At 69.9% G+C, this 24,669-nt stretch carries 24 protein-coding genes, 3 tRNA genes and 1 pseudogene; 12 read left to right on the top strand and 16 right to left on the bottom strand.

The genetic code is table 11. The features are described 5' to 3' along the window. Positions 1 to 149: 149 nt before the first annotated feature. Complete coding sequence (locus BQ8420_RS02050) at positions 150 to 1,265, top strand: hypothetical protein (RefSeq protein ID WP_087096069.1); 1,116 nt, start codon at positions 150 to 152, stop codon at positions 1,263 to 1,265. 5 nt (positions 1,266 to 1,270) lie between these two features. Here BQ8420_RS02050 and BQ8420_RS02045 read toward each other — a convergent pair whose 3' ends face one another. Genes BQ8420_RS02045 through BQ8420_RS02035 form a run of 3 tightly spaced genes read right to left on the bottom strand, consistent with a single transcriptional unit; the run spans position 1,271 to position 3,743 of the window. After that, positions 1,271 to 1,717 (bottom strand): carboxymuconolactone decarboxylase family protein, encoded by a 447-nt coding sequence (locus tag BQ8420_RS02045; RefSeq protein WP_087096068.1) that lies wholly within the window; start codon positions 1,715 to 1,717, stop codon positions 1,271 to 1,273. Between the two features lie 59 nt (positions 1,718 to 1,776). Beyond that, positions 1,777 to 2,469 carry a response regulator transcription factor gene (locus BQ8420_RS02040; RefSeq protein ID WP_087096077.1) on the bottom strand — a complete coding sequence of 231 codons (693 nt, stop codon included), beginning with the start codon at positions 2,467 to 2,469 and terminating at the stop codon, positions 1,777 to 1,779. Beyond that, the gene (locus tag BQ8420_RS02035; protein WP_087096067.1) at positions 2,466 to 3,743 is read right to left on the bottom strand and encodes a sensor histidine kinase; all 1,278 of its coding nucleotides are present in this window, start codon (positions 3,741 to 3,743) and stop codon (positions 2,466 to 2,468) included. The genes BQ8420_RS02040 and BQ8420_RS02035 overlap by 4 nt, the downstream gene beginning before the upstream one ends. A gap of 182 nt (positions 3,744 to 3,925) precedes the next feature. Between BQ8420_RS02035 and BQ8420_RS02030 the strand changes: the two genes are divergently transcribed. Both BQ8420_RS02030 and BQ8420_RS02025 read left to right on the top strand, forming a co-directional pair. Beyond that, positions 3,926 to 4,717 (top strand): ABC transporter ATP-binding protein, encoded by a 792-nt coding sequence (locus tag BQ8420_RS02030; protein WP_087096066.1) that lies wholly within the window; start codon positions 3,926 to 3,928, stop codon positions 4,715 to 4,717. Then, complete coding sequence (locus tag BQ8420_RS02025) at positions 4,702 to 6,360, top strand: hypothetical protein (RefSeq protein ID WP_087096065.1); 1,659 nt, start codon at positions 4,702 to 4,704, stop codon at positions 6,358 to 6,360. The genes BQ8420_RS02030 and BQ8420_RS02025 overlap by 16 nt, the downstream gene beginning before the upstream one ends. On the opposite strand, the gene BQ8420_RS02020 is transcribed toward BQ8420_RS02025, so the two are convergent. After that, a complete protein-coding gene (locus BQ8420_RS02020) occupies positions 6,341 to 7,516 on the bottom strand; it encodes an MFS transporter (protein WP_087096064.1) in 1,176 nt (391 codons plus the stop codon). The genes BQ8420_RS02025 and BQ8420_RS02020 overlap by 20 nt on opposite strands. Before the next feature lie 65 nt (positions 7,517 to 7,581). Here BQ8420_RS02020 and BQ8420_RS02015 point away from each other — a divergent pair, with 65 nt between their 5' ends. Next, positions 7,582 to 8,163, top strand: a complete 582-nt coding sequence (locus BQ8420_RS02015; protein WP_087096063.1) for a TetR/AcrR family transcriptional regulator — start codon at positions 7,582 to 7,584, stop codon at positions 8,161 to 8,163. Between the two features lie 4 nt (positions 8,164 to 8,167). On the opposite strand, the gene BQ8420_RS02010 is transcribed toward BQ8420_RS02015, so the two are convergent. Then, the gene (locus BQ8420_RS02010; protein WP_087096062.1) at positions 8,168 to 8,821 is read right to left on the bottom strand and encodes a TetR/AcrR family transcriptional regulator; all 654 of its coding nucleotides are present in this window, start codon (positions 8,819 to 8,821) and stop codon (positions 8,168 to 8,170) included. Positions 8,822 to 9,018: 197 nt separating this feature from the next. On the opposite strand from BQ8420_RS02010, the gene BQ8420_RS02005 reads away from it, so the two are divergent. Beyond that, a complete protein-coding gene (locus BQ8420_RS02005; RefSeq protein WP_087096061.1) occupies positions 9,019 to 10,194 on the top strand; it encodes an acyl-CoA dehydrogenase family protein in 1,176 nt (391 codons plus the stop codon). A gap of 60 nt (positions 10,195 to 10,254) precedes the next feature. Here BQ8420_RS02005 and BQ8420_RS02000 read toward each other — a convergent pair whose 3' ends face one another. Then, positions 10,255 to 10,629 (bottom strand): FKBP-type peptidyl-prolyl cis-trans isomerase, encoded by a 375-nt coding sequence (locus BQ8420_RS02000; protein ID WP_087096060.1) that lies wholly within the window; start codon positions 10,627 to 10,629, stop codon positions 10,255 to 10,257. A 94-nt stretch (positions 10,630 to 10,723) separates the two neighbouring features. Next, positions 10,724 to 11,908 (bottom strand): mannose-6-phosphate isomerase, class I, encoded by a 1,185-nt coding sequence (gene manA, locus BQ8420_RS01995; RefSeq protein ID WP_087096059.1) that lies wholly within the window; start codon positions 11,906 to 11,908, stop codon positions 10,724 to 10,726. 367 nt (positions 11,909 to 12,275) lie between these two features. Here manA and BQ8420_RS01990 point away from each other — a divergent pair, with 367 nt between their 5' ends. Further along, on the top strand, positions 12,276 to 12,422 hold the full coding sequence (locus BQ8420_RS01990) for a hypothetical protein (protein WP_235005871.1): 147 nt from the start codon (positions 12,276 to 12,278) through the stop codon (positions 12,420 to 12,422). On the opposite strand, the gene BQ8420_RS01985 is transcribed toward BQ8420_RS01990, so the two are convergent. Then, entirely contained in the window at positions 12,419 to 12,970 is a 552-nt protein-coding gene (locus tag BQ8420_RS01985; protein ID WP_200815753.1) for a TetR/AcrR family transcriptional regulator, read from the bottom strand. The two genes, BQ8420_RS01990 and BQ8420_RS01985, sit on opposite strands and share 4 nt — an antisense overlap. 165 nt (positions 12,971 to 13,135) lie before the next feature. Between BQ8420_RS01985 and BQ8420_RS01980 the strand changes: the two genes are divergently transcribed. Then, a complete protein-coding gene (locus BQ8420_RS01980) occupies positions 13,136 to 14,785 on the top strand; it encodes an MFS transporter (RefSeq protein WP_087096057.1) in 1,650 nt (549 codons plus the stop codon). Positions 14,786 to 14,914: 129 nt separating this feature from the next. Here BQ8420_RS01980 and BQ8420_RS01975 read toward each other — a convergent pair whose 3' ends face one another. Further along, a complete protein-coding gene (locus tag BQ8420_RS01975; RefSeq protein WP_087096076.1) occupies positions 14,915 to 16,099 on the bottom strand; it encodes a molybdopterin molybdotransferase MoeA in 1,185 nt (394 codons plus the stop codon). Positions 16,100 to 16,303: 204 nt separating this feature from the next. Here BQ8420_RS01975 and BQ8420_RS01970 point away from each other — a divergent pair. From BQ8420_RS01970 to BQ8420_RS01960, 3 genes are all read left to right on the top strand, one after another. Continuing rightward, positions 16,304 to 16,376: transfer RNA gene (locus BQ8420_RS01970), tRNA-Gly, on the top strand. A 42-nt stretch (positions 16,377 to 16,418) separates the two neighbouring features. After that, positions 16,419 to 16,489, top strand: a tRNA-Cys gene (locus tag BQ8420_RS01965). Between the two features lie 14 nt (positions 16,490 to 16,503). Continuing rightward, a tRNA-Val gene (locus BQ8420_RS01960) sits at positions 16,504 to 16,577 on the top strand. A 114-nt stretch (positions 16,578 to 16,691) separates the two neighbouring features. Here BQ8420_RS01960 and BQ8420_RS01955 read toward each other — a convergent pair. After that, on the bottom strand, positions 16,692 to 17,411 hold the full coding sequence (locus BQ8420_RS01955) for a spermidine synthase (protein ID WP_087096056.1): 720 nt from the start codon (positions 17,409 to 17,411) through the stop codon (positions 16,692 to 16,694). Positions 17,412 to 17,544: 133 nt separating this feature from the next. Between BQ8420_RS01955 and BQ8420_RS01950 the strand changes: the two genes are divergently transcribed. Continuing rightward, positions 17,545 to 17,817 carry a transposase gene (locus BQ8420_RS01950; RefSeq protein ID WP_087096055.1) on the top strand — a complete coding sequence of 91 codons (273 nt, stop codon included), beginning with the start codon at positions 17,545 to 17,547 and terminating at the stop codon, positions 17,815 to 17,817. A 12-nt stretch (positions 17,818 to 17,829) separates the two neighbouring features. After that, positions 17,830 to 18,027, top strand: a complete 198-nt coding sequence (locus tag BQ8420_RS01945; RefSeq protein ID WP_369825463.1) for an IS3 family transposase — start codon at positions 17,830 to 17,832, stop codon at positions 18,025 to 18,027. A 344-nt stretch (positions 18,028 to 18,371) separates the two neighbouring features. Here the strand turns inward: BQ8420_RS01945 and BQ8420_RS01940 are convergent, their stop codons facing one another. The 6 genes and pseudogenes from BQ8420_RS01940 to BQ8420_RS01920 all read right to left on the bottom strand — a co-directional run bounded on the left by BQ8420_RS01940 (position 18,372) and on the right by BQ8420_RS01920 (position 24,660). After that, the gene (locus BQ8420_RS01940; RefSeq protein ID WP_200815752.1) at positions 18,372 to 19,253 is read right to left on the bottom strand and encodes an SDR family oxidoreductase; all 882 of its coding nucleotides are present in this window, start codon (positions 19,251 to 19,253) and stop codon (positions 18,372 to 18,374) included. Between the two features lie 309 nt (positions 19,254 to 19,562). Beyond that, positions 19,563 to 19,705 (bottom strand): annotated as a pseudogene (locus tag BQ8420_RS32170) (IS5/IS1182 family transposase); the annotation flags it as partial. Positions 19,706 to 19,744: 39 nt separating this feature from the next. Further along, positions 19,745 to 21,286 (bottom strand): hypothetical protein, encoded by a 1,542-nt coding sequence (locus BQ8420_RS01935; protein WP_235005870.1) that lies wholly within the window; start codon positions 21,284 to 21,286, stop codon positions 19,745 to 19,747. A gap of 47 nt (positions 21,287 to 21,333) precedes the next feature. Further along, entirely contained in the window at positions 21,334 to 22,194 is an 861-nt protein-coding gene (locus tag BQ8420_RS01930) for an ABC transporter ATP-binding protein (RefSeq protein ID WP_087096053.1), read from the bottom strand. Next, on the bottom strand, positions 22,191 to 22,793 hold the full coding sequence (locus BQ8420_RS01925; protein WP_200815751.1) for a TetR/AcrR family transcriptional regulator: 603 nt from the start codon (positions 22,791 to 22,793) through the stop codon (positions 22,191 to 22,193). The genes BQ8420_RS01930 and BQ8420_RS01925 overlap by 4 nt, the downstream gene beginning before the upstream one ends. 112 nt (positions 22,794 to 22,905) lie before the next feature. Beyond that, complete coding sequence (locus tag BQ8420_RS01920; RefSeq protein ID WP_087096052.1) at positions 22,906 to 24,660, bottom strand: carbamoyltransferase C-terminal domain-containing protein; 1,755 nt, start codon at positions 24,658 to 24,660, stop codon at positions 22,906 to 22,908. Between the last annotated feature and the right edge of the window lie 9 nt (positions 24,661 to 24,669).

Below are 24,669 nucleotides of genomic sequence, written 5' to 3'. Positions count from 1 at the left end.
ACCACGCCCCGCCCCACACCCTCCCCGGAGCAGAACGGCCCGCGCCGCCAGTCCGCCGGCTGACCGCGATCTGGTTCCGTCCCGTTCCGCCGGTTCCGGAACGGGGCGGTTCCCTGTGCGAGGCGATCCGGGAAAACTAGGATCAGGGCATGGTCTCCCCCCGAAACAGCGCTTCGGCGCCTCCTCCCTCCGTGTCCGCCGCGGTGATGACCCACCCCGACCGCGCCGAACGGGCCGCTCTCATCGCGGAACGGACCGGTCTGCCACGGGCGGGGGTGGCGACCGACCCCGAACCGGACGGGCCGCCCACCGCCCTGCGCAGTGCCCGGGTGGCGTTCGGGGCCGCCGCCCTGCACCGATCCGACCACCATCTGGTGCTACAGGACGACGCCCGTCTCGCCGACGGGTTCGCGGGCACCCTGGGGGCCATCCTGGCCGCCCATCCCGAGTCACCGGTGTCCCTGTTCGTCGAATGGGGTTCGCGCACCGCCGTCCTGGCCCGCTGGGCGGTGTTCACCGGGGTCGGCGCGGTCCCGGTGGTCAACCCCTACGCACCCATCGTGGCGCTGGCCCTGCCACGGGAGCTCTCCGTGGAGCTGGCCCGCTTCCTGGAGGTCACCGAGCTCTCCGGCGTACCGGGCGACCGCGCGGTGCTGCGCTTCATGCGGGAGCGCGGTCTCTCACCGTTGGTGGCGATGCCCAACCCGGTGGAACACGAGGACCACCCGAGCCTGGTCGGCAACGACGGGCAGGGGCCGCGGCGATCGGTCTGCTTCGCCTCCGGGCCGGTGCACCCTCGGGGCGGGATCCTGGAACCGCCCCGGGCCCTGCCGTTCCTGCGCTGGAACCTCGGCACACCGGTGTTGGTCGACCTGGACCACGACGTCCCGGAGGCGCACCGACCACTGGCCGCGGTCCTCGCCGGTTGGGGTGTTTCGGAAGAGGACCTGGCGACCGGGTTGAAGGCGCACCACGGTGGCCTGTCCGGGGTGATCCCGGAGCCGTACCTGACCTCCGTCTGGCACACCGCGGTGGCCGACGGCGCTGTCCTGGAGGCCCGGTGGCCCGGCACGGTGGCCTCACTGCGCACCCGACTGACCAACCCCCTGGTGGAGAGTTCCCTGGCCTCCCTGGTCCCGGGCGCGCTGCGCACCTTCGTCGACGTCGACCGGCTCGCCGAGCAGCGCGCCCGGGTGGTGGAGATGACCCTGGCCGCCCTGGAGTACGGGGCCGGGCACTGCCGGGTCCCGGGCCAGGACCTCTGACCGGTTCAGCGTTTCTTGACGTGCAGCCGGCCGGTCACGGCCAGTCGGTTGTAGAGGTTGATCATCGCGATGGCGGACATCAGGGCGGCGAGTTCGGTCTCGTCGAAGTGCTCGGCCGCCTCGTCGTAGGTCTCGTCGGACACCCCGTGCTCGCCCATCTCTGTCATCTCGTCGGTGAGGGCGAGGGCGGCCCGCTCGCGCGGGGTGAAGATCTCGCCCGCCTCGTACCAGGTGGGCACCAGGAAGAGGCGCTGCTGCGACTCACCCTCCTTGAGCGCCCGCCGGGTGTGCAGGTCCACGCAGTACGCACAGCCGTTGAGCACCGAGGAACGAAGTTTGATCAGTTCGAGGACGGTGATGTCGAGGTGCTCGGCCAGGAGTTGGTCGACCTCGTCGAGCTTCTTGTAGACCTGCGGGACCTTCTTCGCCCAGAGCACACGGTTCTCGGCCATGGGTGCAACCTCCTCGGTCGAACGTCTCGTCGGAGACGATGCTATTCCTCCGGGACCGGTCAGTCCGGGCTCAGCGCGTCGTGGGCGAGCAGCGCCAACTGGATCCGTCCGTTCAGGTCCAGCTTGGTCAGGGCGCTGGACACGTGCGCCTTGACCGTCCCCATCGACATGTACAGCCGCTCGGCTATCTCGGCGTTGGACAACCCCACCGTCACGGCCTCGGCGACCTGCCGTTCTCGGTCGCTGAGCAGCGCCAACCGGGCGCGGGCCCGTTCCCTGCGGCGAGGCGCCTGGGCCCCCTCGGCCGGGTCCTGCCCCGCCACCCGGTCCATCAGGGTCCGCGCGACACTGGGCGAGAGCACCGGTTCGCCGGCCGCGGCCCTGCGCACCGCTTCCACGATCCGTTCCGGTTCGGTGTGTTTGAGCAGGTAGCCGGCGGCCCCGGCGCGCAGCGCACGCACCACGGTGGCGTCGGCGTCGAAGGTGGTGAGGACGAGCACCTGCGGTCCGGCGCCGTCGCCCGAACGCAGTGCCTCGGTGGCCGCGATTCCGTCCACCCCCGGCATGCGCACGTCCATCAGGACCACGTCGGGCCGATGCTCGGCGACCGCGCCGCACACGTCGGCCCCGTCCGCGGCCTCGCCCACCACCGTGATGTCACCGTCCCCGGACAGCATCATGCGCAGTCCGGAACGGACCAGGGCGTCGTCGTCCACGAGCAGGACCCGGATCGGGGTATCGGCCGCCACTATGTCACCTTCCGATGTTCGTTCCGCGTAGCGTCGCCGGGCCGCTCGGACCCGGTTTCCTCGGTGGGCCAGGGCAGGGTCGCGACCAGGCGGAACCGGCCTCGCGCGGGCCCGTGTTCCAGGCGGCCCCCGTCCAGACGTACCCGTTCGGCCAGTCCGGCCAGGCCGACCCCGGCGCCCGGAAGTTCCAGCGCCACCAGCCCCATCGGCAGCACGTTGCTCACCACGATCACCAACTCCTGTCCGGGCCCTCCCGCCGCCGTGACCACGACACGCGCACCGGGAGCGTGTTTGCGGGCGTTGGTGAGCCCCTCCTGCACGATCCGGTAGGCGGTCCGCTGTACCTGTTCGCGGGGTCGGTGACTCTCGGGAAGGTCGAGGTCGAACACGACCCGTTCCCCGACGTCGACCGCCTCGCGCACCAACCGCGACAGGTCGTCCAAGCGCGGCGGCGGGGCGGAGCGGTCCTCCTCCCCCGCACCTTCCCCGACCAGGTCGCCCGAGCGCAACACGTCGAGGATGTCGCCGAGTTCGTCCAGGACCCGGTGGGCGTTGTCGCGGATGACCCGCATCGCCGAACCCACCTCTGCGGCCTCCAGCGGGGCGGCCCGTCCGGCCTCGGCCCGTTCGGTGCGGTAGGCCAGTGCTCCGGCGTGCACGGACAGCAGGGACATGCGGTGGGCGATCACGTCGTGCATCTCCCGGGCGATGCGGCGGCGTTCCTCGACCCGGGCCGCGGTCAGACGTTCCTCGTGCGTCTGTCGTTCGCGGCGCACGTCCTCGCGTAGACGTTCGACCAGGCTGCGTCGGGATCGGATCGCGGTGCCCCAGGCCAGGCAGGCGCTGAGCATCACCACGATCGTCACCATGGTGACGATCGAGCCTCCGGCGTCGATCGGGACCAGCACCACCCAGGGCAGCGACAGCACCATGGCCAGCAGGGTGATCGCGGCGGCCCGAGGGAAGGGCCGGTAGGCCGCCAGGGAGGTCAGGGCGACGACCAGCGCGCCCACGGCCGACACCGAGAACACCGAGACCAGGGTGACGCCCAGGGCCACCGTGACCGGATGGGAACGTCGCCACCACAGGGCGGCACAGCAGGCCGGCAGGAAAGCCAGGTCCAGCCACAGCAGCCAGTCGGGCACACGGTCGGCGGGATGCAGGTCCCCGCCGTAACCGGCGAAACCCAGCAGTCCGTAGAGCACGGCGAACACGGTCAGCAGGGAGTCCACGACCACGTCGCGGCGGCTACGGCGACTGCGATGGCCGGGTTCCACGCCTTCTCCCTCACGGTGTGCTGTGACTGTCCACTCCAGGTTAGAACGGCCGACCGTCGACGGGCCTCGATCGTGTGGCCGGCGGACGCGTCGATCCGACGGCTCCGCCTGTCCACCCGACCGGGCGCCGATGTCCGTCCGGCCGATGCGCGCGGGCCGGGTCCCCGCCCAGGATGAGAGACATGACGAGTACGGAAGCACGGAAGGGCGACGTGCCCGCCCTGGAGCTGGACGCGTTGACCAAGACCTTCAACGAGACCCGGGCGGCGGACGGGGTGTCCCTGGCCGTCCCTCGCGGCACGATGCTCGGGTTGGTCGGGCCCAACGGCGCGGGCAAGACCACCTCGCTGTCGATGGCGGTGGGGTTGCTGCGCCCGGACTCCGGGACCGCGCGGGTCCTGGGTGTGGACGTGTGGACCGATCCGGTCGAAGCCAAGCGGCACCTGGGCGTACTGCCCGACGGCCTCTCCCTGCCGGAACGGCTCACCGCCGGTGAGCTCCTCGACTATTGGGGGCGGCTGCGCGGCCTCGGCCGCGACCTCACCCGTACCCGCGCCAAGGAGCTGCTCCAGGTACTGGAACTGGATCGGGCCGAACGGGACGGGGTCCTGGTCGCCGAGTACTCCACCGGTATGCGCAAGAAGATCGGGCTGGCCACGGCGCTGCTGCACGCACCGCAGGTCCTGGTCCTGGACGAACCGTACGAGGCAGTGGACCCGGTGTCGGCGCGGGTGCTGACCGCCATCCTGCGGCGGTTCACCGACGGCGGTGGGACCGTCGTCATCTCCAGCCACGTGATGGCGCTGGTCGAACAGCTCACCGACCGGGTGTCGATCATCGCCGACGGTCGGGTCCTGGCCGACGGCACCCTCGGCGAGGTCCGGGGGACGGACGCGACCCTGGAGGACACCTTCGTGCGGCTGGTCGGCGCACGCGAGGTCGGAGAGGGGGACCTGGCGTGGTTGAGCTCCTGATCCGACTCAAGTTCACCCTGGGCCGGCACACCACCGGTGGTACCCGGTGGCTGACGGTGATCCTGCTCGTGGGCGGCACCGCGGCCACCTGGTTCCTGGCCGTGGCCGCCGCCTCCGACGCCGTGCGGTCGAACCTGCTGATGCTGGCCTTGGCCGTGTGGGCGGGTTCGTGGATCCTGGGCCCGACCATCACCAACGGGGTGGGGGTGCTGCGCTCGCAGTACTTCACCCTCCTGCCGCTGGACCGGAACCGGGTGGGCATGGGCCTGCTGGTGACCATGTTCGTCGGGTTCGGCCCGGCGATGACGCTGGTGTCCGCCGCGGCCCTGGCCTGGCACGCCTACGCCTCGGACCCGGCCACCCTCTTCCTGGGCCTGCTGGGCATGCTGGCGCTGGTGGTGTTCTCGGTCTCCTTGGGCCGGCTGGTGTTCCGGGCGCTGGGCGCCGCGATGCACTCCCGAATCGGCATGGAGATCGCCTCGGTCCAGTGGGGACTGATCGTCGCCGGCCTGTTCTTCGGCTGGGTGGCGGTGCAGCCGGCGTTCGTCGCGGCGGGCAACCTCACCGAACAGGGCCTCGGGGGGACGGCCGCGACGGTCCTGTCCGTACTGCCGACCTCGTGGCCGGTGCTGGCCGTGGACGCGGCGGCCTCGGGTTCGTGGGCGGTCGCCTTCGCGTGGCTGGGCGCGTTCGCCTCGTTGACCGTGGTGACGGTACTGGTCACCGGGCGTCTGCTGGCGCCGAGCGTGTCCACGCGCGGTGTGCGTCGACGCTCGCGGCCGTTGGGCTCCCGGGTGTTGGAGGGCCGGCGTTCGTGGCTGCCGGACACTCCGCTGGGCGCGGTGGTCGGCAAGGAACTGCGTTCCTGGTGGCGGGACCCCTGGCGCGGCCTGGAACTGAGGTCGGCCCTGTACGCGGGCCTGTTCATCGGTCTGTTGGGACTGCTCACCGACATCCCCCAGGTCATGCTGTTCTCCGGGGTGTTCGCGGTGCTCATCATGGGCATGGGCGGGGCGAACATGTACGGGCACGACGGAACGGCCCTGTGGTTGACCGTGGTCGGGCAGGGCCGCGACACCCTGCGCGAGGAGGTTCGCGGCCGACAGATCGCCATCGCCGTGCTCATCGCCCCGTTGGCGACCCTGTTGAGCGCGGCGGCCATCGTCGTCTCCGGTGAGTACTGGGCGGCCCCCTACGTGCTCGCCTGCCTACTGGTGTTCGTCGGGGTGAGCAACGGGCTGGCGGCCCTGCTGTCGGTGGTGACCGTGACCCCGGGGGTCGATCCGCACAAGCGGGTGGACGCCAACGACACCGGTGACAACCAGACGCAGGTATGGATCATGATGCTCGCCGTCCCGCTGCTGTCGTCGCCGACCCTGGCCGTCCTCGTGTGGGGTGCCTTCCAGGGATCGCCGTGGTGGTCGGTGCCGGTGGCCCTGCTCAACGGTGTGCCGGTCGCCTGGTTGCTGGGCCGGATCGCCTACCGCAGGCTGGAGCGTCGACTTCCGGAGACCTTCACCCGCATCCGCTACGGCAAGGAGATCGCGCGACAGTCGCTGCCCACGAACGGGGGCGGTCTGCTCGACCAGCTGGAACGAGGAGCGTTGGCCACCAACGAGGAGATCAAGCCGACCGGTTCCTGACCGACGCCAGGAGCGGCAGCGCCAAGGCCAGGCCCGTGCCGGCCACCAGCGCGGCGATGGCCGGAACCAGACCGGCGCCGTGGGCGATGGCCGCGCCGCCCACCACCCCGCCGAGCGCGGCGCCCACGTACACGGCGCTGCTGAGCACGGCCAGGACCCGGGTCGCCGCGTCGGCGGCCACCCGGTCCAGAACCAGGGCCTGGAGGGTGGGCGGCATCGCCCAGGCCGCGGACGACCAGCACATCAGCAGGGCCCCGGTCACCGCGACCGGCACCGGAGCGAGAGGCCACAGCAACGCGAACACCACCATGGTCAGGCAGAAGCCCCCGCCGGCCAGAAGGAGCGCGCGCCGAGGCCCGGACCTGTCCATGAGCCGTCCGGAGTACCGGGTGCCCAGGACCCCGCCCACCCCGGAGGCCGCCAACAGCAAGGCCAGGCCCCGGGGTTCGACCTCGGACAGACCGGCGAGGAAGGGCGCCAGATAGGTCTGGAACCCCAGGTTGCCCGCCACCACCAGCACGGTGACCACGAGCAGCCCCGTCACGACCGGGTCGAGGCGAGGTCGACCGGAAGCGCGTCCGCCGGTCTCCTCGGGCACGGGGTCGTTCCCGGGGAGGGCGCACAGGATCAGCACCAAGGCGATCAGCCCCAGCAACCCGCAGAACACGAAGGTGGCGCGCCAACCGGCCACGGCACCGATCCAGGTCCCGGCGGGCACCCCCGACAGCACCGCCCCGGTCAGTCCGATCATCACCGTGGCCAGGTAGCGGCCTCGTTCCCCTTCGGGGGCGCGGGTGCTCGCCACCGCCAGTGCCAGGGGCAGCACCACGGCGGCGGCCAAGGCGGCGACCACCCTCAGCACCATGAGGGTCGAGTGGTCCTCCACCGCGAGGACGGCCAGATTGGCCAGGACGAACACCACCAGCGCGCTCACGAGGGCACGGCGTCGGGGTGTGCGGGCCAGGGCGAGCGCCCACAGCGGCGCGGTGAGCGCGTACACGAGCGAGTACACCGTCACCAGTTGACCGGCGGCCGTTTCGGAGACCCCTGTGTCGGAGGCCAGGGCGGGCAGGACGCCGATGATGACGAAGTCGTCGGTCTGGACGGTGAAGGCGGCCAAGGTCAGGGCGAGGAGCCAGAGGGGTGGGGCACGCATGAAATAAAGGTAACAGTTGTTACCTTAACGTCGTGTGCCAAGGTGTGGGTGCCAAGGAGGTGCACATGCCGCGCAGGGCCGACCCCGCACGACGCCGCGAGGTGCTGGACGCCGTCATCGACCAGCTCGCGCACACCGGGGTCACCGGGTTCACACTGCGTGGTCTGGCTCAAGGCCTGGGGCGGAGCACCCGTGTACTCACCCACCACTTCGCCGACAGGGAGGCCCTGGTCACGGCGGTGTTGGAACGCCTGGACGAACGCCAGCACAGCGCCCTGCTCGACACCGGGGGCTGGGAGGACCCGGCGATCCCGGTCGGCGACATCGTCCGGCAGGCCTGGCGGCGCAACCTGGGCGACGAGCTCGCCATGACCCGGCTGATCCGCGAGATCGAGGGGTTGGCCGCCGCCGACCGCCTACCCGCGTCCGGGGTGGGGTTCGTGCGCGGGCGAGCGGAGTTCGTCGCCTCCTGCCTGGTCCTGCGCGGGGTCCCCGGACCGCGAGCGTCGCGCCTGGCCACCCTGCTGAACTCGGCGTTCTCCGGGTTGCAGACCGATCACCTGATCACCGGCGACGGCGAGCGCGTCGAGTCGGCGCTCGACGAACTGTGCGCCTGGATCGACGCCCAGGCGCCGGTGCGCGGCTGAGGACTCAGCCCTCCGACGTCTCGGCCGGCTCCACTCGGACCTTCTCGAAGACCGGGGTCAGACCGTCCAAGAACGCGGTCAGCGCCAGCTCGAAGCTGTCCTCGTCGATCTCCGCGGCGACCTCGGCCAACCGGTGGGCCTGCGAGAGGTTGGGGTAACGGTCCTGGTAGACGCGCACGTCGTCGTCGAACCCGCGGGCGAAGGAGTGGGTGGCGGCGCCCACGACCAGGTATTTGGTGGAGGCGCCGATCATCGTGGCGAAGCGCGGTGGCCACCCGGCGCCCACCAGTCCGCCGTGGACGGCGTCGGCGCGGCGCAGCGCCTCCTCCCGGCGCCCGGGCCCGGAGGCGATCACCGGCAGCAGGTTCGGGTGCTCGTCCAGCGCGGCCCGGTAGGAGCGGGCCCAGGCGGCCAGCCCGGCACGCCAGTCCCCGCCCCCGAACTCGCTGACGTCCACGTGCGCGATGACCTCGTTCGCGACGTCGCTGAGCAGCTCCTCCTTGGTCCGGTAGTGGCTGTACAGCGACGCGGCCTGGACGTCCAACTCCTGGGCGAGCCTGCGCATGGAGAGTTTCTCCAGGCCGTCCCGGTCGATGAGCGTGAGCGCGGCCTGCCGGATGGCCGGTTTGCTCAGAAGCGGAGTCTTGGGTCGGGCCACGGAAACGCTCTCCTTCTACGCTGCGCCGCCACCGGCCCGTCCGGCCGCGGCATCCGCCGATCATCGCACGCGGGCGCGGTGGGGCGGGCCGGTGACGGCGATTCGACCTAACAGTGTTCGGTTACGCCCTTGCGAGGAGGGCCCGGCACGCCGTACCCTCAAAGAACCGAACAGCGTTAGGTTATTGGGGAGCAGCCGTGATCGATTTCTCACTGAGCGAGGAGCAGCGCGCCGTCCAGAGCTGGGTGCGGACCTTCGTCGAGCGGGAACTGGTGCCGCTGGAGAACGACGTCCTGCGGCGCGAACGCGAGGGCCACCCGCCCGGTCTGAACGCCGAGGAACGTGACGGGCTGCGCGCCTTGGCCCGCAAGTCCGACTTCTGGGGTGTGGCCACCCCCGAGGAGTACGGCGGCATGGGCCTGGACGCGGTCACCGAGGCCCTCATCGAGACCGAACTCGGTCGGTCCTTTCTGACCTTCAAGTTCGGCGGTGAGGCCGACAACATCCTCTACCACGCCAACGAGGAACAGCAGCGGAGCTACCTGCTGCCGACCATCGCCGGCGAGCGCAAGTCCTGCTTCGCCATCACCGAACCCGGTGCCGGCTCCGACGCCAAGGCCATCCGTGCCAAGGCCGTTCGCGACGGCGACGAGTGGATCATCAACGGTGAGAAGACCTTCATCACCGGTGGCAACGAGGCCGACTTCGCCCTGGTGTTCGCCGTCACCGACCCCGAGAAGGGCGCCAACGGGGGCGTGACCTGCTTCCTCGTCGACCGTGACATGGGTTGGACCTCCGAGCCCATCGACACCATGGGCGAGCGCCGCCCCGCCTCGCTCATCTTCCAGGACGTGCGGGTCCCGCACGCCAATATCCTCGGTGAGGAGGGCCAGGGCTTCGCGCTGGCCATGAAGTGGATCGGCAAGGGGCGCTACCTGCTGCCGGCCCGTGCCCTGGGCGGTTGCGAGCGGCTGCTCGGCATGGCCATCGACTACGCGAAGACCCGCGAGACCTTCGGCGCCCCGATCGCCGACCGGCAGGCCATCCAGTGGATGATCGCGGACTCCCAGACCGAGATCGAGGCGCTGCGCCTGCTGGTGCTGCACGCCGCCTGGCAGGTCTCCCAGGGCAAGGACTCCCGGCACGCGCAGTCCATCGCCAAGCTGTTCGGCGGGGTCAAGGCCAACGAGATCGTCGACCGTGTCATGCAGATCCACGGCGGCATGGGCTACACCCGCGAGCTACCCATCGAACGCTTCTACCGGGACGTCCGGCTGCTGCGCATCTTCGAGGGCACCGACGAGATCCAGCGCCGCACCATCGCCCGCGACCTGCTCAAGGGCCACGTGAAGGTGGGCGCAACCCTCGGGTAGGGGAAGCGGGAAACGCAAGGGCCCGTGACGCGACCGAACGCGCCACGGGCCCTTGGCGTGTCAGTTGACGCCGACCAGGTCCACCACGAACACCAGGGTCTCCCCCGGCTTGATGACGCCGCCGGCGCCACGCTCTCCGTAGGCCAGGTGCGACGGGATGACCAGCTGACGGCGGCCGCCCACGCGCATGCCCATGACGCCCTGGTCCCAGCCCGAGATGACCTGGCCGGACCCCAGACGGAAGTTGAGCGGCTCGCCGCGGTTCCAGCTGGCGTCGAACTCCTCACCGGTGGAGTGGGCGACGCCGACGTACTGGACGCTGACGGTGCTGCCGTGGCCGGCCTGCTCGCCCTCGCCGACCTGGATGTCGGTGATCGCCAGGTCGGCGGGCGGCGGGCCCTCGATGAAGTCGATCTCCGGACGCTCAAGCGCCATAACGGGTCCCCTCTCGCTGCTGTGAAATGCGAGGCCCACGTTATCGGTGTTGTCGGTGCACTCGTCCCGGAACGCGATGACGTGCCGGAATGGTTCAGTACGACCCGACGGTCGTGGCGATCACGTGACCGTGCCCCTCGACCTTGATGGGCCCGCTGTCGGCCTGCACGAACACCGACTCACCGCGGCGCAGGGTGACGCCCTCGCCGACCTCGGCGACCAGTTCCACGTCGCCACGCAGGACCAGGATCACGGTGGGCCCGTTCCCGGGCAGGTGCGCGGTGATCCGGCCGGGGCCGATCTCGTGCAACGCGAACTCGGGGGCGGCCGGGCGGAACTCACGGCGTCCATCGAGGAAGTCGGGTCGGGCGTAGGGGATGGGCAGGACGGAGAAGTCCACCACGTCGAGCAGCTCGGGGGCGTCGACGTGTTTGCCGGTCAGGCCGGCGCGGAGCACGTTGTCGGAGCTGGCCATCACCTCCACGGCGGTGCCCTGGAGGTAGGCGTGCAGGTTGCCCGCGGGAAGGAAGAGGGCCTGGCCGGGCCACAGGGTGAGCCGGTTCAGCAGCAACGCGGCGATCGCCCCGGGATCGCCCGGGTAGCGGGCGGCCAGGTCGGCGACGATCTCGGCGTGCGCGCAGGGACGGTCGCGTTCGACCCACTCGGCGACGAACTCGTCGATCATCCGACATCGGTCGACGTCGGGGAGGCTGAGCAGGCGGGTCAGGGCGGCGCGCAGCGCGGTGTGGGTGTCGGGGTGCGACAGGTCCTCGCACAGACGCACGGCCAGGTCGGAGCCGAGACCGACCAGGTCGGCGTGGGTCGCGGCGGGTTCACGGAAACCGCACAGGGCGTCGAACGGTTCCAGGGCGAGCAGGAGCTCGGGTTTGTGGTGGGGGTCCCGGTAGTTCCGGTGTGGGGCGTCGACGGGGATCCCGGCGCTCTCCTCGGCCTCGTACCCGGAGCGGGCGCGGGCGGCGTCGGGGTGGACCTGCAAGGACAGGGGCGCTTCCGCCGCCAGGTACTTCAGGAGGTAGGGCAGGCGGGCACCGAAGCGTTCGGCGGTCTCCGGGCCGAGCACGCGGTCCGGGTCCCGGGCGATCAGGTCGGGCAGGGACTTGGAGCCGTCCAGGCAGTGCGCGGTGCTGGGTGCGCCGTGGTGGGCGCCCAGCCACAATTCCGCCTGGGGCGTGCCGTCGGGCTCGGTGCCCAACAGGCGTGGGATGGCGGCCCGCGCTCCCCAGGCGTACGGTCGTACCTGGTTGGTGAGCCTGTGCATCCGACCCCCGCTTTCCCGTCTGCGTGTTCTCACCTCGCGGACACCCCGGCGAGGTGGGAACAGTCTCGCGAAAAGCGGTCCCCGGGTCGACCCGGCACACCCCACTCGTCGAGGTAGTGCACACCTCACCTCACCAGGTAAGCGGGCCCGTGACCGGCACGGAGCCCGACTACGGCAACGAAGTTACTGGGAAGTAAACCACGTTCCGGGACACGTGAACAGCACCACATCGTCACCTTCCGGTCCCGGCCCCCGGCTCCCGGAAACGGCCGGCGGCAAGGGAACCGGGGGCCGGCATCATTCCCTCGACGCGCCCGTCGCACACCGGACCCGTCGCACACGACCCCCACGAGCACGGGAGAGGCCCATGCGGCTGCGCCGAGGTGGCACCGATGACGTTCCGACGCTGATGCTCATGTTCGACGAGGCCGTGGCCTGGCTGACCGAACGCGGATCCGGCTCCCAATGGTGCAGGTGTTCGAGGACCGGGTCCGGTGACGGTCGGGTCCCCTAGCGGGGGCGACGCACCCGATCCGACTCCTCGACCAGGCGGTCGATCATCTTCTGGGTGAGCTCGGGATCGGGCCGGCCCAGGCCGGCGATCGCCGACATGTACAGGCCATCGCCGGCCCGCAGGATGATCTCGGCGAGGACGGGGTCGGTCAGCTCCTCGTGCAGCAGTTCGCGCCAGTGCACGAACAGGTACTGCACGTGCCGGACCGCCTCCTCCTCCAGCTCCTCGTGACTGCGCAGCGCCGCGATGAGCGCCCAGTACAGTTCCCGCTCCTCGGGACTCTGTGGCAGCGAGGTCCGCAGGAAGACCCGCACCACGCCCTCTCCGCTCTCCCGCGCCTCCTTGAACTCGGCCTCGGCCAGCACGCCCAACCGCTGGACCAGCCCGTTCATCAGGGCCGCTTTGGAGGGGAAGTGGTACAGCAGGCCACCCTTGGACACCTGCGCGTCGCGTGCCACGGCCTCCAGGGTCACCGCGGAATAACCGACGCCGACGAGGATGTCCTGGAGCGAGTCGAGGATGCGCTCACGTGTATTCGAAGTACTCACGATTGACACTGTACCGGCTGGACGGTACTGTACCGGTTGGACGGTTGAAGAGTCCCGGTTTTGTGTCCCACGCGGCCCGACCGGTCGACCAGACTTCCCTTCCCTCCCGGACACGTCGACCTCTCGGGGTCCGGGCCACTCTGCGATCCGATTAACGAGGGAATGATGAGCTCCGCCAAGACCGGAAACAACTCCGTCCGCGCACACGGGGGCGACGGGGCCCCGCCCGCGCTCGCGGGTCCGCGCGAGTGGGCCGCACTGGCAGTCCTGGTCCTGCCCGTGGTCCTGATCTCGGTCGACATGACCGTGCTGGGCTTCGCCGTACCCGCGCTGAGCGAGGCGCTTCGCCCCACCTCCGGTCAACTGCTGTGGATCGTCGACATCTACGGCTTCATCCTGGCCGGCCTGCTGATCACCATGGGTTCGCTCGGTGACCGGATCGGTCGACGACGCCTGTTGATGACGGGATCGGCCGCCTTCGGCGTGGCCTCCCTCCTCGCGGCCTTCGCGCCCAACGCCGAGACGCTGATCATCGCCCGCGCCCTGCTGGGCATCGCGGGCGCATCACTGATGCCCTCGACCCTGTCGTTGCTGCGCAACATCTTCCTGGACCCGCGCCAGCGTCTGCTCGCGATCGCGATCTGGGCGTCCGGGTTCTCCGGTGGCGCGGCCCTGGGCCCGATCCTGGGCGGCTGGTTGCTGGAGCACTTCTTCTGGGGCTCGGTGTTCCTGATCAACCTGCCCGTGATGGCGCTCATCCTGATCCTGGTGCCGTTGCTGGTGCGCGAGTCGCGCAACACCGACTCCGGCCGGATCGACCTGGTCAGCGTGGTGCTGTCGCTCGGCGCCATGCTGCCCGTCGTGTACGGGATCAAGAAGCTGGCCTCCGAGGGCCTGGCCGTGACCTCGATCGCCTCCCTCGTGGTCGGTCTGACCCTGGGGTACCTGTTCATCCGACGCCAGCGGGGGCTCTCGGACCCGCTCATCGACGTCGACCTGTTCCGCTCACGGGTGTTCAGCGTCGCCGTGGTCACCAACCTGATGATCGTGTTCTCGATGGTGGGGTCGCTGTTCTTCCTCACCCAGTACCTGCAACTGGTACTCGGCGTCTCGCCCATGCGCGCCGGCATCGTCCTGGTGCCCGGCCTGGTGATCTCGGTCGTCGCCGGTCTGGTCGCCGCCCGGGTGGCCCGCCACCTGAGTCTGTCGACCGTGCTCGGGGTGTCCCTGACGGTCACCGCGGGCGGGTTCGCCACCCTGCTGTTCACCCCCGCCGACGACGTCACCCGTGGCGTGGTGCTGGCCGCCACGGCGTTCGCGCTGATCGCCCTGGGTTCCGGTTTCGCCGAGACCCTGACCAATGGCGCCATCATGTCCGCGGCCCCGCCCAAGCGGGCCGGCGCCGCCTCGGCGATCTCCGAGACCGCCTACGAGATGGGCGGTGCCCTGGGCGTGGCCGTACTGGGCAGTGTGCTGACCGCGTTCTACCGAGTCCAACTGACCGAGGTGGACGGAGTACCGGTCGCGGCCACCGAGGCGGCCCGGGAGACCCTGGGCGGCGCCGCCAACGCCGCGGACCAGGTGGGCGGTGGCGCGGGCGCGGCGCTGATGGACGGCGCGCGGGTCGCGTTCACCGACGGCATGCACCTGACCTCGATGATCGCCGTGGTGATCGTGCTGGCCGCCGCGGCGCAGGCCTGGTTCCTGCTGCGTGGACGGGGCAACCCGGCGGTGGAGACCCCGGCCCCGGCCGTGACGCACGAGTCCGAGTCCGAGGGCGCGTCCGAAACCGAGTCCGAGGGCACCCGAGCGTAGTTCCACGACGCCCGGGGCGGGGCCGCGGGCTCACCGCTCCCCCGGGGCCCGACCCCTGTGGTTCTTCGCACTCTCGATCGGCGACCGAGGTCCTCGATTCCGCGCCGAAGGGTTCCGGGGACGGATGACCTACGCCCCTGGCAGCCGCAGCAGTTCCACGTCCGTTCCCGGCCCCTCCGGCGGGACCACCGCGTAGGCCTGGGCCAGGGCTGCTCCGCGCAGGCTCCCCGGGCGGTCGTGGCCCACCGGCTCGGCCCGCCCGTCCACCACGCGCACCGCCACCAGCCGGGTCCGTCCCGAGCCCCCGCCCCGGACCTCGCCGACCAGCGGCGCGCGCCCCAGACCCAGCGTCGATTCGTCCCGGCCGACCATCCCGGCCAGCAGCGGAACCAGCAGTGTGAGGGCGGCGACCAGCGCGGCGTTCGGGTTGCCGGGCAGCCCCACGAACACGGTCTCGTCGGTGTGCGCCAGCAACTGCGGGTGTCCCGGCCGACAGGCCACCCCGTCCACCACCACGTCCGCGCCGAGCCGCGTCAGGACCGCGCGCAGGTGGTCGGCCGGACCCTTGGAGGAGGATCCGCACACCACCACCACATCGGCCCGGCACCCGCTCAGCGCCTCGTACAGATCGTCGTGACCATCGCCCAAGTGGCGGGTGCGCGACAGTCGGCCACCCGCCCAGGACACCACCCCGGGCAGCAGTGGGCCGATGGCGTCGCGCACCACCCCTTCCCCCGGTAGCCCGTCGGAGGTGATCTCGTCGCCGGTGATCAGTACCTCCACCGTGGGAAGACGCACCGGAAGCACGTCGTGTCCCAAGGAAGCGGCCAGACCCAGCACCGCGGGGGTCACCTCCACGCCCGCCTCCAGCACGGTCTCGCCGGGGGCGGTCTCCTCCCCACTCCAGCGCACGTGCCGCCCGGGCAACGCCTCTCCGCTCACCCGCCCGTCCACGACCTCGGCGTGCTCGTAGGGCAGCACCGACTCGGCGCCCTTGGGCACCCGCGCGCCCGTGGCGATCTCCACCGCCTCACCGCAGGACAACGACAGCCCGGCCACGGGCGTGCCCGCCAGCTGGGTCCCGGTCAGCTTCCAAGGGGACGGACCGGCCACCGCGTACCCGTCCATCGCCGAGGCGTCGAACGCGGGCAGTCCCACCAACGCCTTCAGGTCGTCGGCCAATCGACCGCCCAGAGCCCGCTCCAACGGCGCCTCGCTCACCGGGCAGCCCCGCCGCTCTCCCAGCCCCCGAGCGAGCTCGCGCGCCCGTGACCAGGACGTCTCCCCCCGGTGCTCCCCGCACTCCTCCACCACGGCCAAGTCCTCCTTCTCCAGGGGTGTGCCCTGCCCTACCCGGGCCGCATGACGCGGACGCTACCGGGTACCCACCAGCGCCCCGGCCATCGCCGCACCGGAGCCTCTCCCCCACCGATTTTGCCGTCTGTGGAATCTCCGCTAAAGTCTTCACCAGCAGCAAGGCACGGCCGAAGAAACATCGAAGGTCGGGCCCGAAAGCAAGCGGACGTAGCTCAGCTGGTAGAGCATCACCTTGCCAAGGTGAGGGTCGCGGGTTCGAATCCCGTCGTCCGCTCGGAGGAGACGCTGGTGCGGTCCAGGCCGCCCACGTGTACTCGGTGGAGTGGCCGAGAGGCGAGGCAGCGGCCTGCAAAGCCGTCTACACGGGTTCAAATCCCGTCTCCACCTCCCAGTTGCACCCAGGGCGATTAGCTCAGTTGGTTAGAGCACTACCTCGACACGGTAGGGGTCACAGGTTCGAGTCCTGTATCGCCCACACAGTATGACCAGTTCAGGGCATGTTCCGGAGAGATCCGGCACATGCCCTTCGCTGTGTCCGACCGTCGCTCGACCGTGGCAGCGGTCATCGGATCCACGGTGAGCGGCGGGTTCAGGAACGGGCGAGATAGACGGTGTTGTAGGCGTCGTTTCCCTGCAACGGGTTGGGGAATGCGACGACCTCCGCACGGGCCTCGGCGAAGACCTCGCTCAAGAGACCGGTGAACTCCTCGTCCGGTGGATCGTTGGACCACAGTGCGAAGATCCCATCCGGCAGCAGGAGGCGTTCGGAGAGGTGACGCAGTCCCTTCACCGTGTACAGACCCGCATGGCCGGCATGGAGCAGGTGGCGCGGAGAGTGGTCGATGTCGACGATCACCGCGTGGAAGGGCCGCGTGCCCAAGTTCGGAGTAGGTCCGGAGCCGGCGTCGACCGTGGCGAAGAAGTCGCCGTGTTCCAGGCGGCACCGGGCGTCAGAGGTCAGTGACGGACCCACGGGGAGGAGCCCCTCCCGGTGCCAGTCGATGACCTCCGCGAGCGCTTCCACCACAACGAGGGAATCGATATCTGCGCTTTCGAGCACGGCTTGAGCCGTGTATCCCAGGCCCAGCCCTCCGACGGCGACGCGAAGCTCACTGGTTCCTTGGAGCTCGGCCAGTGCCAAGCGGGCCAACTCGATCTCGGCCGCGGTGAACAGACTGGACATCAAGAATTCGTCGTCGAGCTTGATCTCATGGACCTCGGCGCGGAAGAAGGGGTCGTACCGACGCCGAAGGCTGAGTTCGCCCATCGGGGTCTTCCGCCAGTCCAGCTCCTGGAAACGGGCGCTCATCGCTCACTCCTGTCAGCTCTCGGGGCATCGTTCGACAGAGCCCGCACGACCTTGCTCTTGATCTTGCTTCGGTTCGGCCCGATAGACAGATGTCCACTTTCGGATAGTTTTCCACTGAACGAGGAGATTCAACATGCCTAGGACCCGACCGGCCTACCCTCAGGAGTACCGCGAGCAGATCCTATCGCCGGCTCGTATCGGACGCAGCGCCGAACAACTCGCGGCCGAGTTCGAACCCTCCGAACAGACCATCCGCAACTGGATCCGCCAGGAACATATCAACACCGGCGAACAACCCGGCATGACCAGCGATGACAAGTCCGAACTGGCCCGGTTGCGGCGGGAGAACGCTCAGCTGCGCGAGGAACGCGAGATCCTGCGCAAGGCCACGGCTTTCTTCGCTTGAGGAGGCCGGCAAGTGATCCACCGGCTGATCGACCGCACCCGTTTCATCAGCCGGATGGATGCGCAGCGGGAGGTATTCTCCTATATCGAGGGGTTCTACAACCCGTGGCGTCGGCATTCGGCGAATGGTCGGCTCAGCCCGGTCGAGTATGAACGTCGCCACACTCAGCGGGCCCGAAATGACTCCGCTGAGCCGGCTGAAACCACGTAAAATCCCAGCTCACAGGTGTCCACCGAACTGAAGCAACATCACGGCGGTGGTGCTCACCACTCTGGGGGTGTGGGCCCTGTGCCGCCGGGACATGCCGGTCTGATCACCGGAGCGGCCAGCGGATCGAAGCAGGTGCCGGGCAAGAACTCTCGCCTGGGCCAGACTCGGGAAACCAGTGGGCCCAGTCGGCCTTGGTGCGGCGTGGCCGACATCGACCCGTCACCACCCAGACAGGGGCTGGACCCAGCAGAAGATCGAGCAGGTGCCGCATCACACGTACTCGCTGTCCTGGCGAGCCTCGCGACCGACCGGGTTCCCTTGCTCGGCTCCACGCACAACCGCTCTCAGCTCGCGCTGATCTGCTCCAAGAAGTCATCGGCGCCGCCGACGAGTTCCACGTGCCCGGTCTCGACGTCCGCGGTCGCCATCGCAGTAACCTCTTGGGCGAACTCGGCCACCGAGTAGGATTCACCGATTTCTTTGCTTCGCGCTTCGAGGGCGCCTTTCTGGGCCCAGTTCAGCAGCATCGCGGTAACCGTACCCTCGATCACGTCCCCCGAGACGGTGACGAAGCTGATGCCCTTCGCCGAGAGCACCGGGATCTGCTCGATCAGGGCGTCCTCACCAGCGCGCTTGGAGCGGGCGACACGCTCGTACTCGGGGATCGTCCCGACCTCGCGAATGAAGTGTGCTTGGTGACTGGTTACGAACACGACACGGCCCCCCTCGCTCATCAGCTCGGCCCCGGCCAACAGCGTGTCGAGCTGGGCGTCACGATTCAGACGCATCGCATAGTCGGTCCCGACGTGGGGCTCCATGCCGCCGGAGGCGTTGAGGACCAACACGTCGAGGCCGCCGAAGGTGTCGACGGCGGCCCGCATCATCGCGCGCACGGCCTCGGGGTCGGTGAGATCGGCCCCGACCGCGACGGCGTGGCCGCCCGCTTCCTCGATCCCCTGCACGACCTTGCGCGCACGAGGGGCCTTCTCGCGGTAGTTCACCACCACGTTCGCACCGTCCGCGGCGAGCAGCTTGGCCGTATAGGCGCCGATCCCGCGGGAGGACCCGGTAACGAGGGCAGTCTTGCCGGCAAGAGAGGGCATGGTACTCCTTCGATCGTGCGTGTCCCTGAGACATCCGGGAAACGGTGGGTGATCAGCCACCCCCGGCACCGATCGGCTTTCCTTGCGCATGTTATCGAGGGGCACCTTGTCCGTTTCGGCCACCACTGTTTCCACCGCCCCCAACCGCTGTGACACAAGCCACCCTATCGGAAGCGGGGTATGTGTCTCCGGGCGGCCGCGTCCGCCACCGCGCCGACATTGGCCTGCGGGACTGTCAGGCACCCCGTAGGGCCCACCGGCTGACCCACGCGCGTCCCGTCTCGTTCCCGCGAGACCGTTCATGCCCATACCGGTCCATCAGCACCCACACCAGGCCGGCCCCGTCGATGTAAGAGCGTCCGGCGATAGGGGTCACTTGAGTCATCAGGTGGTGCAGCGGCATAGCTCGCCAAAGTCGTTCGTCCAAGCATGACCGCGGAAGCCGAGTTCTTCCAGCACCAGCCGGTGCAGCTTGGCCGGACCCGGGCCCTGCTCCACTCGATGAAACGGCGGTGCGCGGTGGCCCCGAAGATGATCGCGGCCAACACCTGACGGTCACCGTGTCCGCGCCGGCCCCGATGTGGTCACGCCCGGCCGCGTTCACCGGACCCGGCTCACCGCTCCTGCCGCGCCTCGGTGCGACGGGCAGCGACGACGCACAGGACGGCCGTCCACACCAACCCGCCCAGCACCGCCGCTACGGGCGAGAGACCGGAGATCGGCAACCCGGGGAGCGTCATCAGCGCCCACCCCGGCGGCGCCACCAGCACCACCCAGGTCAGCGGCGCGGGCAGCGCCCAGGCGAGGATCGGCAACAGCACCGACACTGCGCTCACCCCCTTGATGACGACCAGCGCCTCCACCTTGTTGGCCGACATCGCTGTGACGGCCAACACGAACAGGGACGCCGCAGCGGCCGCGACAACGACTGCGGCCACGAGCTCCACCGACATCGGCGGGGCGAGCCCGGAGAGCGGGACCGCGACGGCGAGCCCGACCAGCGTCAGCAGCGCAGCCGCGCCCGAGCGGTAGGCGATGTACCCGCGCAGCGGCAGGGGGGACGCTCGCAGTACGAGCAGCGCGCGGTCGTCGACGTCCTCCATGAACCGGAGCGCGATCACCGACCCCACGATCATGGGGACGTGCAGCAGAACCAGTGCGGCGAACACCGCCGGCCCGGCCGACGCCAGGTCGAACCCGTAGGAGTCCCGGACGAACGCCGACACCCGCGGGTATGCCACGCGGATGAGCAGAGCCAGGAACGCCGGTGCGAACAGGACAAGGAGGATCAGCGCGTCACGCCTCCCAGCCATCAGGTCGAAGCGGAGGAAGGACACAAGCGGTGACCGGCTCCGGGTCCGCCCAGGGGCCGTAGCAGCGCCGGGGCCGGTCCTTCCCGAACCGCTGCTGCCCCCCGGAACCCTCCGGGTCACCGAACGCGGACGTCCCAGCGGCGCGTCGACGGACGGAACCATGCCCCGGGCCGCCCACGCGCAGGCCGCCACCATTCCCGCGACACCCCAGACGAGCGCCGCCAGCGCCCACGCGTCCATCGACGCGCCCTCCGCCGTTCCCACGCGCACCAGCTCCGCACCCGCGGTGCTGGGCACTAGGTAGAGCAGCGGCGTGCGCACCACCCCCGTCAAGTGCAGGGCAGGCACCACGATCAACAAGACGACCCCGGGCGCGATCCGCAGGAAGGCCGCGGGGAGAGTGGCGGCTCCGCCACCCAGGGCCAGGCACGTTCCGATCAGCAGCACCGACGTCATCGCGACACCGCCGACGACCGCCGCGACCGCACCAAGGTTGAGCGGAACCCCGGCGACCAGGGTCATGGGCACCGCCATCACCACGGCCAGGGCGGTCAGGACGGCCACACGCGCCGCGACCGTCTCCCACGGCCGCAGCGGCGTCATCGCCCGCACCACGTCCACCCGCTCGACGCGCTCGAACAGCATCAGTCCCACCGCGATCAGAGCCCCGAACCCGGCCGTGTCCATGACCAGGAGCAGTGGTAGCAGCCGCTGGCCGCCCTCCGAGGGCAGCACGAACAGCATGACCGACCACAGAACGGCGAGCACGGCTGCGAGAGCGACCACGCCGTACCGCCACGCGGCCCGGACCTCCGCCCGCGCCGCAGCCGTCAGACGGCGCACCGTGGACACACCTTCGCGTTCCGACGTCGTCCGCACCCCCGCGGCGGTCACAGTCGGACCTCGGTGACCTGGGCGAAGACCTCGTCCAAGGCGGCTTCTCGGCTGTGCAGAGTGGTGAGCGCGCCTGACCGAAGCAGCCTCACCAGCTCCTCGACGTCCGTGCCTGAGCCGTCGAACACCCTTCGCCGGGTGTCGCCGTCCTCCGCGTACTCCGCGACCACCCCTGCCCGCCCGTGGCGCCGCTTGAACGCTTCTGGTGTGTCCACCTCGACGATTCGCCCGCCGACGACGAACGCGAGACGGTCGCACAGTTCCTCGGCGGTGTGCATGTCGTGGGTGGTGAGGAAGACCGCCGCGCCGCGGCTCGCCTCGGCACGGACGATCTCGCGCATGCGCGCGGAACGCACCGGGTCCTGGCCGGAAGTGGGTTCGTCCAGGAAGAGGATCGAGGGGCGGTTGAGCAGCGCGCGGGCAAGGTTCAACCGCATTCGCATGCCTTTGGAGAAGGTACCGACGCGCTGGTCCGCGGCGTCGGCGAGGTCGAGTTCGTCGAGGAGACGGTCGGGATCGGCGGTCGGCCCCTGGTAGAAGGAAGCGAACGCGGCCAGGTTCTCCCGCGCGGTCATCCGGCTGAAGGCGGCGGGCAACTCGAAACCCACGCCGATCCGCTCATGGTAGTCGTGGCCCCATTCCTCCAGCGGGCGGCCGAGGACGCGGACGTCGCCCCGGTAGCGGCGCAGCAGGCCGATCAGCACGTTCTGCACGGTGGACTTGCCGGCGCCCGAGGGCCCGAGGAACCCGAACACCTCGCCGACCGACACCGAGAATTCCATCCCGTTGACGGCCGCCTCCTGGGTGCCGCGATAGCGCACGGTCAGGTCGGCCACCTGGATGACGTCGTCGGTCATGGCCTGCTTCCTTGGTTGACGTTCGCGCCCTCCAGGGCGCCGAGGGCTTCGTCGATCAGGGCGGTCAGGTCCGCGGTGCCACCGCTCTCCGCCCACTCGGTCAGGGCGGCGGTGAGCGCGGCGGTACATGCGGCGGCGACGGCACGGACCACGAGGGGTGCGCCCGTGGTGTCGCCGTCCGGTGTGAACAGCCCACGCTCGAACGCCTTCTGGGAACCGCGCATGCTGTCGGCCATCCGGTCCCTCAGCGTGGGGGTGTCCAGGATCAGGCGGGTGCGCAGCAGCAGCGCCTCCCGCCCCTCCTCGGCCACGTGGGAGACGGCACTCGTGAGCGCTCTCCGAATGCGGGTGACCGGCGGTTCCCCGGCGGGGCGGTCGCGCACGATCCGTTCCAGCCAGGGGTCGTACTCGTCCCGCAGGACCACGTCGCCCTTGGTCGGAAAGTGGCGGAAGAACGTCATGTGCGAGACCCCCGCCTCGGCCGCGATCGCGGCGACGGTGGTCCCCTCGTAACCCTGTTCCAGGAACAGCCGATAGGCCGCCGAGCGCAGCGACGCGCGCGTCCGTACCCCTTTGTCCCGGTTCGCTTCCCTTTCCATAGTTAGAAACTAACATGTTATTCAGTAACGTCAATCTGTCGTCCGAGTGGAATTCGGGAAGCGCGGCGCCCCTCAAGAACCGGGCCCTGGCTCCCGCCACACGGCGCCGGGGCTACTTCTCGAAGACGGTGTCCCCGATGACGAGGACGTCCAGGCCGGAGGTGTGGAACACCGCGACCATGTCCTCGACGGAGTGGACGATGGGCTTCTTCATCACGTTGAAGCTCGTGTTGAGCAAGAGCGGAACCCCCGTGATGCGTCGGAACTCGTCGAGGAGCCGGTAGTACGTCTCGTTCGTCTCCCAGCGCACGGACTGTAGGCGGCTGGTCCCGTCCTCGTGCACGACCGCGGGGATCTCCGCGGCCTTGTCCTCGCGTACCCGGAGTGTGCGCTCCATGTACGGGGACTCCTGGTAGTCCTCGAAGTACTCGTCGCCGTACTCGTGCAGGATCGAGGGGGCGAACGGCCGGAACTCCTCGCGGAACTTGACCCGGCCATTGATCTTGTCCTTCATTCCCGGGTCCCGGGCGTCGGCGAGGATTGAGCGGTTGCCCAACGCGCGCGGCCCGAACTCCGCCCTACCCTGAGCCCACCCCACGAGCCTGCCGTCCGCGAGATGGCGGGCCACGCGCCGGCACAGCTCGTCCCGGTCGAGCCGCGCCTGCTTCCGCGGCCCATAGGTGCGCAGCTTGTCGAGGGTGTCCTGCGACACCGAGGAGCCCAGGTATGGCGACTGGACGCCCTCGGACGCCGGGTGGTCGGGGTGGTCCTCGCGATGGGCGAGCAGCGCCGCACCCACGGCGTTTCCGTCGTCCCCGGGCGCACTGAACACATGGACGCGCTCGTACCCGGTGTTGGCCAGGATGCGGCCATTGGCCGAGGAATTGAGCGCGCAGCCGCCGCCGAGGACGAGGTTGTCGGAGCCGCCGAGCTCCCGCAAATTGCGCAGGAACTCGAAGTACACCTCGGTGAACACCTGCTGGCCCGCGTACGCGAGGTCGGCGGCGGCGAACGGGGACTCGTCACTCCGGCGCCGGATGTCGTGGAGGCGCTTGAAGATCGGCAGTAGCGACTGGTCCCGGGCGAACCGGATGTCCACGCCGTCGACCTCGATCATCGACCGGAAGAGCTCGTAGAGTTCGGCGCGCGGCTTCCCATACGCCGCCAGGCCCATCACCTTCCACTCCTCGCCGGTGAGGTGCCCGAACCCGCACACGACGCACACGAAGGTGTAGAAGAAGCCGAGGCTGCCCGCGACCGAGTCGGCATTGTCGTCGATGCGCTGGATCCTGCCGTCCCGGTAGGAGAAGCACGCGGTCGATGTTCCCTCTCCGAGTGCGTCCAGGACCCCGCACACGGCCTCGTCGAACGGGCTGGTGTAGGCGGCAGCCGCCGCGTGCGTGAGGTGGTGGTCGTAGGCACGGACCGGCAGGGAGCGCACGTACGGCCGCCGCTCGGACTGGTTGAGTTCGTACTTCAGTGTCAGACCGGTCTGGTTGATCGCGCTGATCTGCGCCGCGTACAAGTACTCCCGCGACGCGAAGTGGGTCCGCATGAAGTCGGGGACCTCGCCGAACACGTCGACCAGCTGCCGCTCCTCCCCCCTGAGCTGTTCCAGCATCCGCTGCATGATCGGCACCGCCCGGCCGCTCCAACTCTGGGCGACGACCAGTTCGGCGTCCGGTTCGCAGTGCTCGTCGATCACCGCCCTGGCGTGTGAGAAGAGGTCGGGTGGTGCATTGATCGACCGCTTGTTCTGGAGAAAGCGCTCGTTCGCCTCTGCGAACAGGACCCGCCCGTCCGGACCGACGACGGCGAGGGCGCTGTCGTGCAGGGTGTTGGCGAGACCGACGTAATACCTGGCCATCTGTACGGG

It is taken from the genome of Nocardiopsis sp. JB363 (assembly GCF_900143625.1).
Lineage (GTDB): Bacteria > Actinomycetota > Actinomycetes > Streptosporangiales > Streptosporangiaceae > Nocardiopsis.
The sequence above is the reverse complement of the archived record's forward strand: the minus strand, read 5'-3'. Positions and strand labels throughout refer to the sequence as shown.

What these genes read in the sequence shown, in the direction of transcription:
- BQ8420_RS02050 (WP_087096069.1), top strand. Translation starts at nt 150, where the DNA reads ATGGTCTCCCCCCGAAACAGCGCTTCGGCGCCTCCTCCCTCCGTGTCC.
- BQ8420_RS02045 (WP_087096068.1), bottom strand. Translation starts at nt 1,717, where the DNA reads ATGGCCGAGAACCGTGTGCTCTGGGCGAAGAAGGTCCCGCAGGTCTAC.
- BQ8420_RS02030 (WP_087096066.1), top strand. Translation starts at nt 3,926, where the DNA reads ATGACGAGTACGGAAGCACGGAAGGGCGACGTGCCCGCCCTGGAGCTG.
- BQ8420_RS02020 (WP_087096064.1), bottom strand. Translation starts at nt 7,516, where the DNA reads ATGCGTGCCCCACCCCTCTGGCTCCTCGCCCTGACCTTGGCCGCCTTC.
- BQ8420_RS02015 (WP_087096063.1), top strand. Translation starts at nt 7,582, where the DNA reads ATGCCGCGCAGGGCCGACCCCGCACGACGCCGCGAGGTGCTGGACGCC.
- BQ8420_RS02000 (WP_087096060.1), bottom strand. Translation starts at nt 10,629, where the DNA reads ATGGCGCTTGAGCGTCCGGAGATCGACTTCATCGAGGGCCCGCCGCCC.
- manA (WP_087096059.1), bottom strand. Translation starts at nt 11,908, where the DNA reads ATGCACAGGCTCACCAACCAGGTACGACCGTACGCCTGGGGAGCGCGG.
- BQ8420_RS01990 (WP_235005871.1), top strand. Translation starts at nt 12,276, where the DNA reads ATGCGGCTGCGCCGAGGTGGCACCGATGACGTTCCGACGCTGATGCTC.
- BQ8420_RS01980 (WP_087096057.1), top strand. Translation starts at nt 13,136, where the DNA reads ATGAGCTCCGCCAAGACCGGAAACAACTCCGTCCGCGCACACGGGGGC.
- BQ8420_RS01955 (WP_087096056.1), bottom strand. Translation starts at nt 17,411, where the DNA reads ATGAGCGCCCGTTTCCAGGAGCTGGACTGGCGGAAGACCCCGATGGGC.
- BQ8420_RS01950 (WP_087096055.1), top strand. Translation starts at nt 17,545, where the DNA reads ATGCCTAGGACCCGACCGGCCTACCCTCAGGAGTACCGCGAGCAGATC.
- BQ8420_RS01930 (WP_087096053.1), bottom strand. Translation starts at nt 22,194, where the DNA reads ATGACCGACGACGTCATCCAGGTGGCCGACCTGACCGTGCGCTATCGC.
- BQ8420_RS01925 (WP_200815751.1), bottom strand. Translation starts at nt 22,793, where the DNA reads ATGGAAAGGGAAGCGAACCGGGACAAAGGGGTACGGACGCGCGCGTCG.
- BQ8420_RS01920 (WP_087096052.1), bottom strand. Translation starts at nt 24,660, where the DNA reads ATGGCCAGGTATTACGTCGGTCTCGCCAACACCCTGCACGACAGCGCC.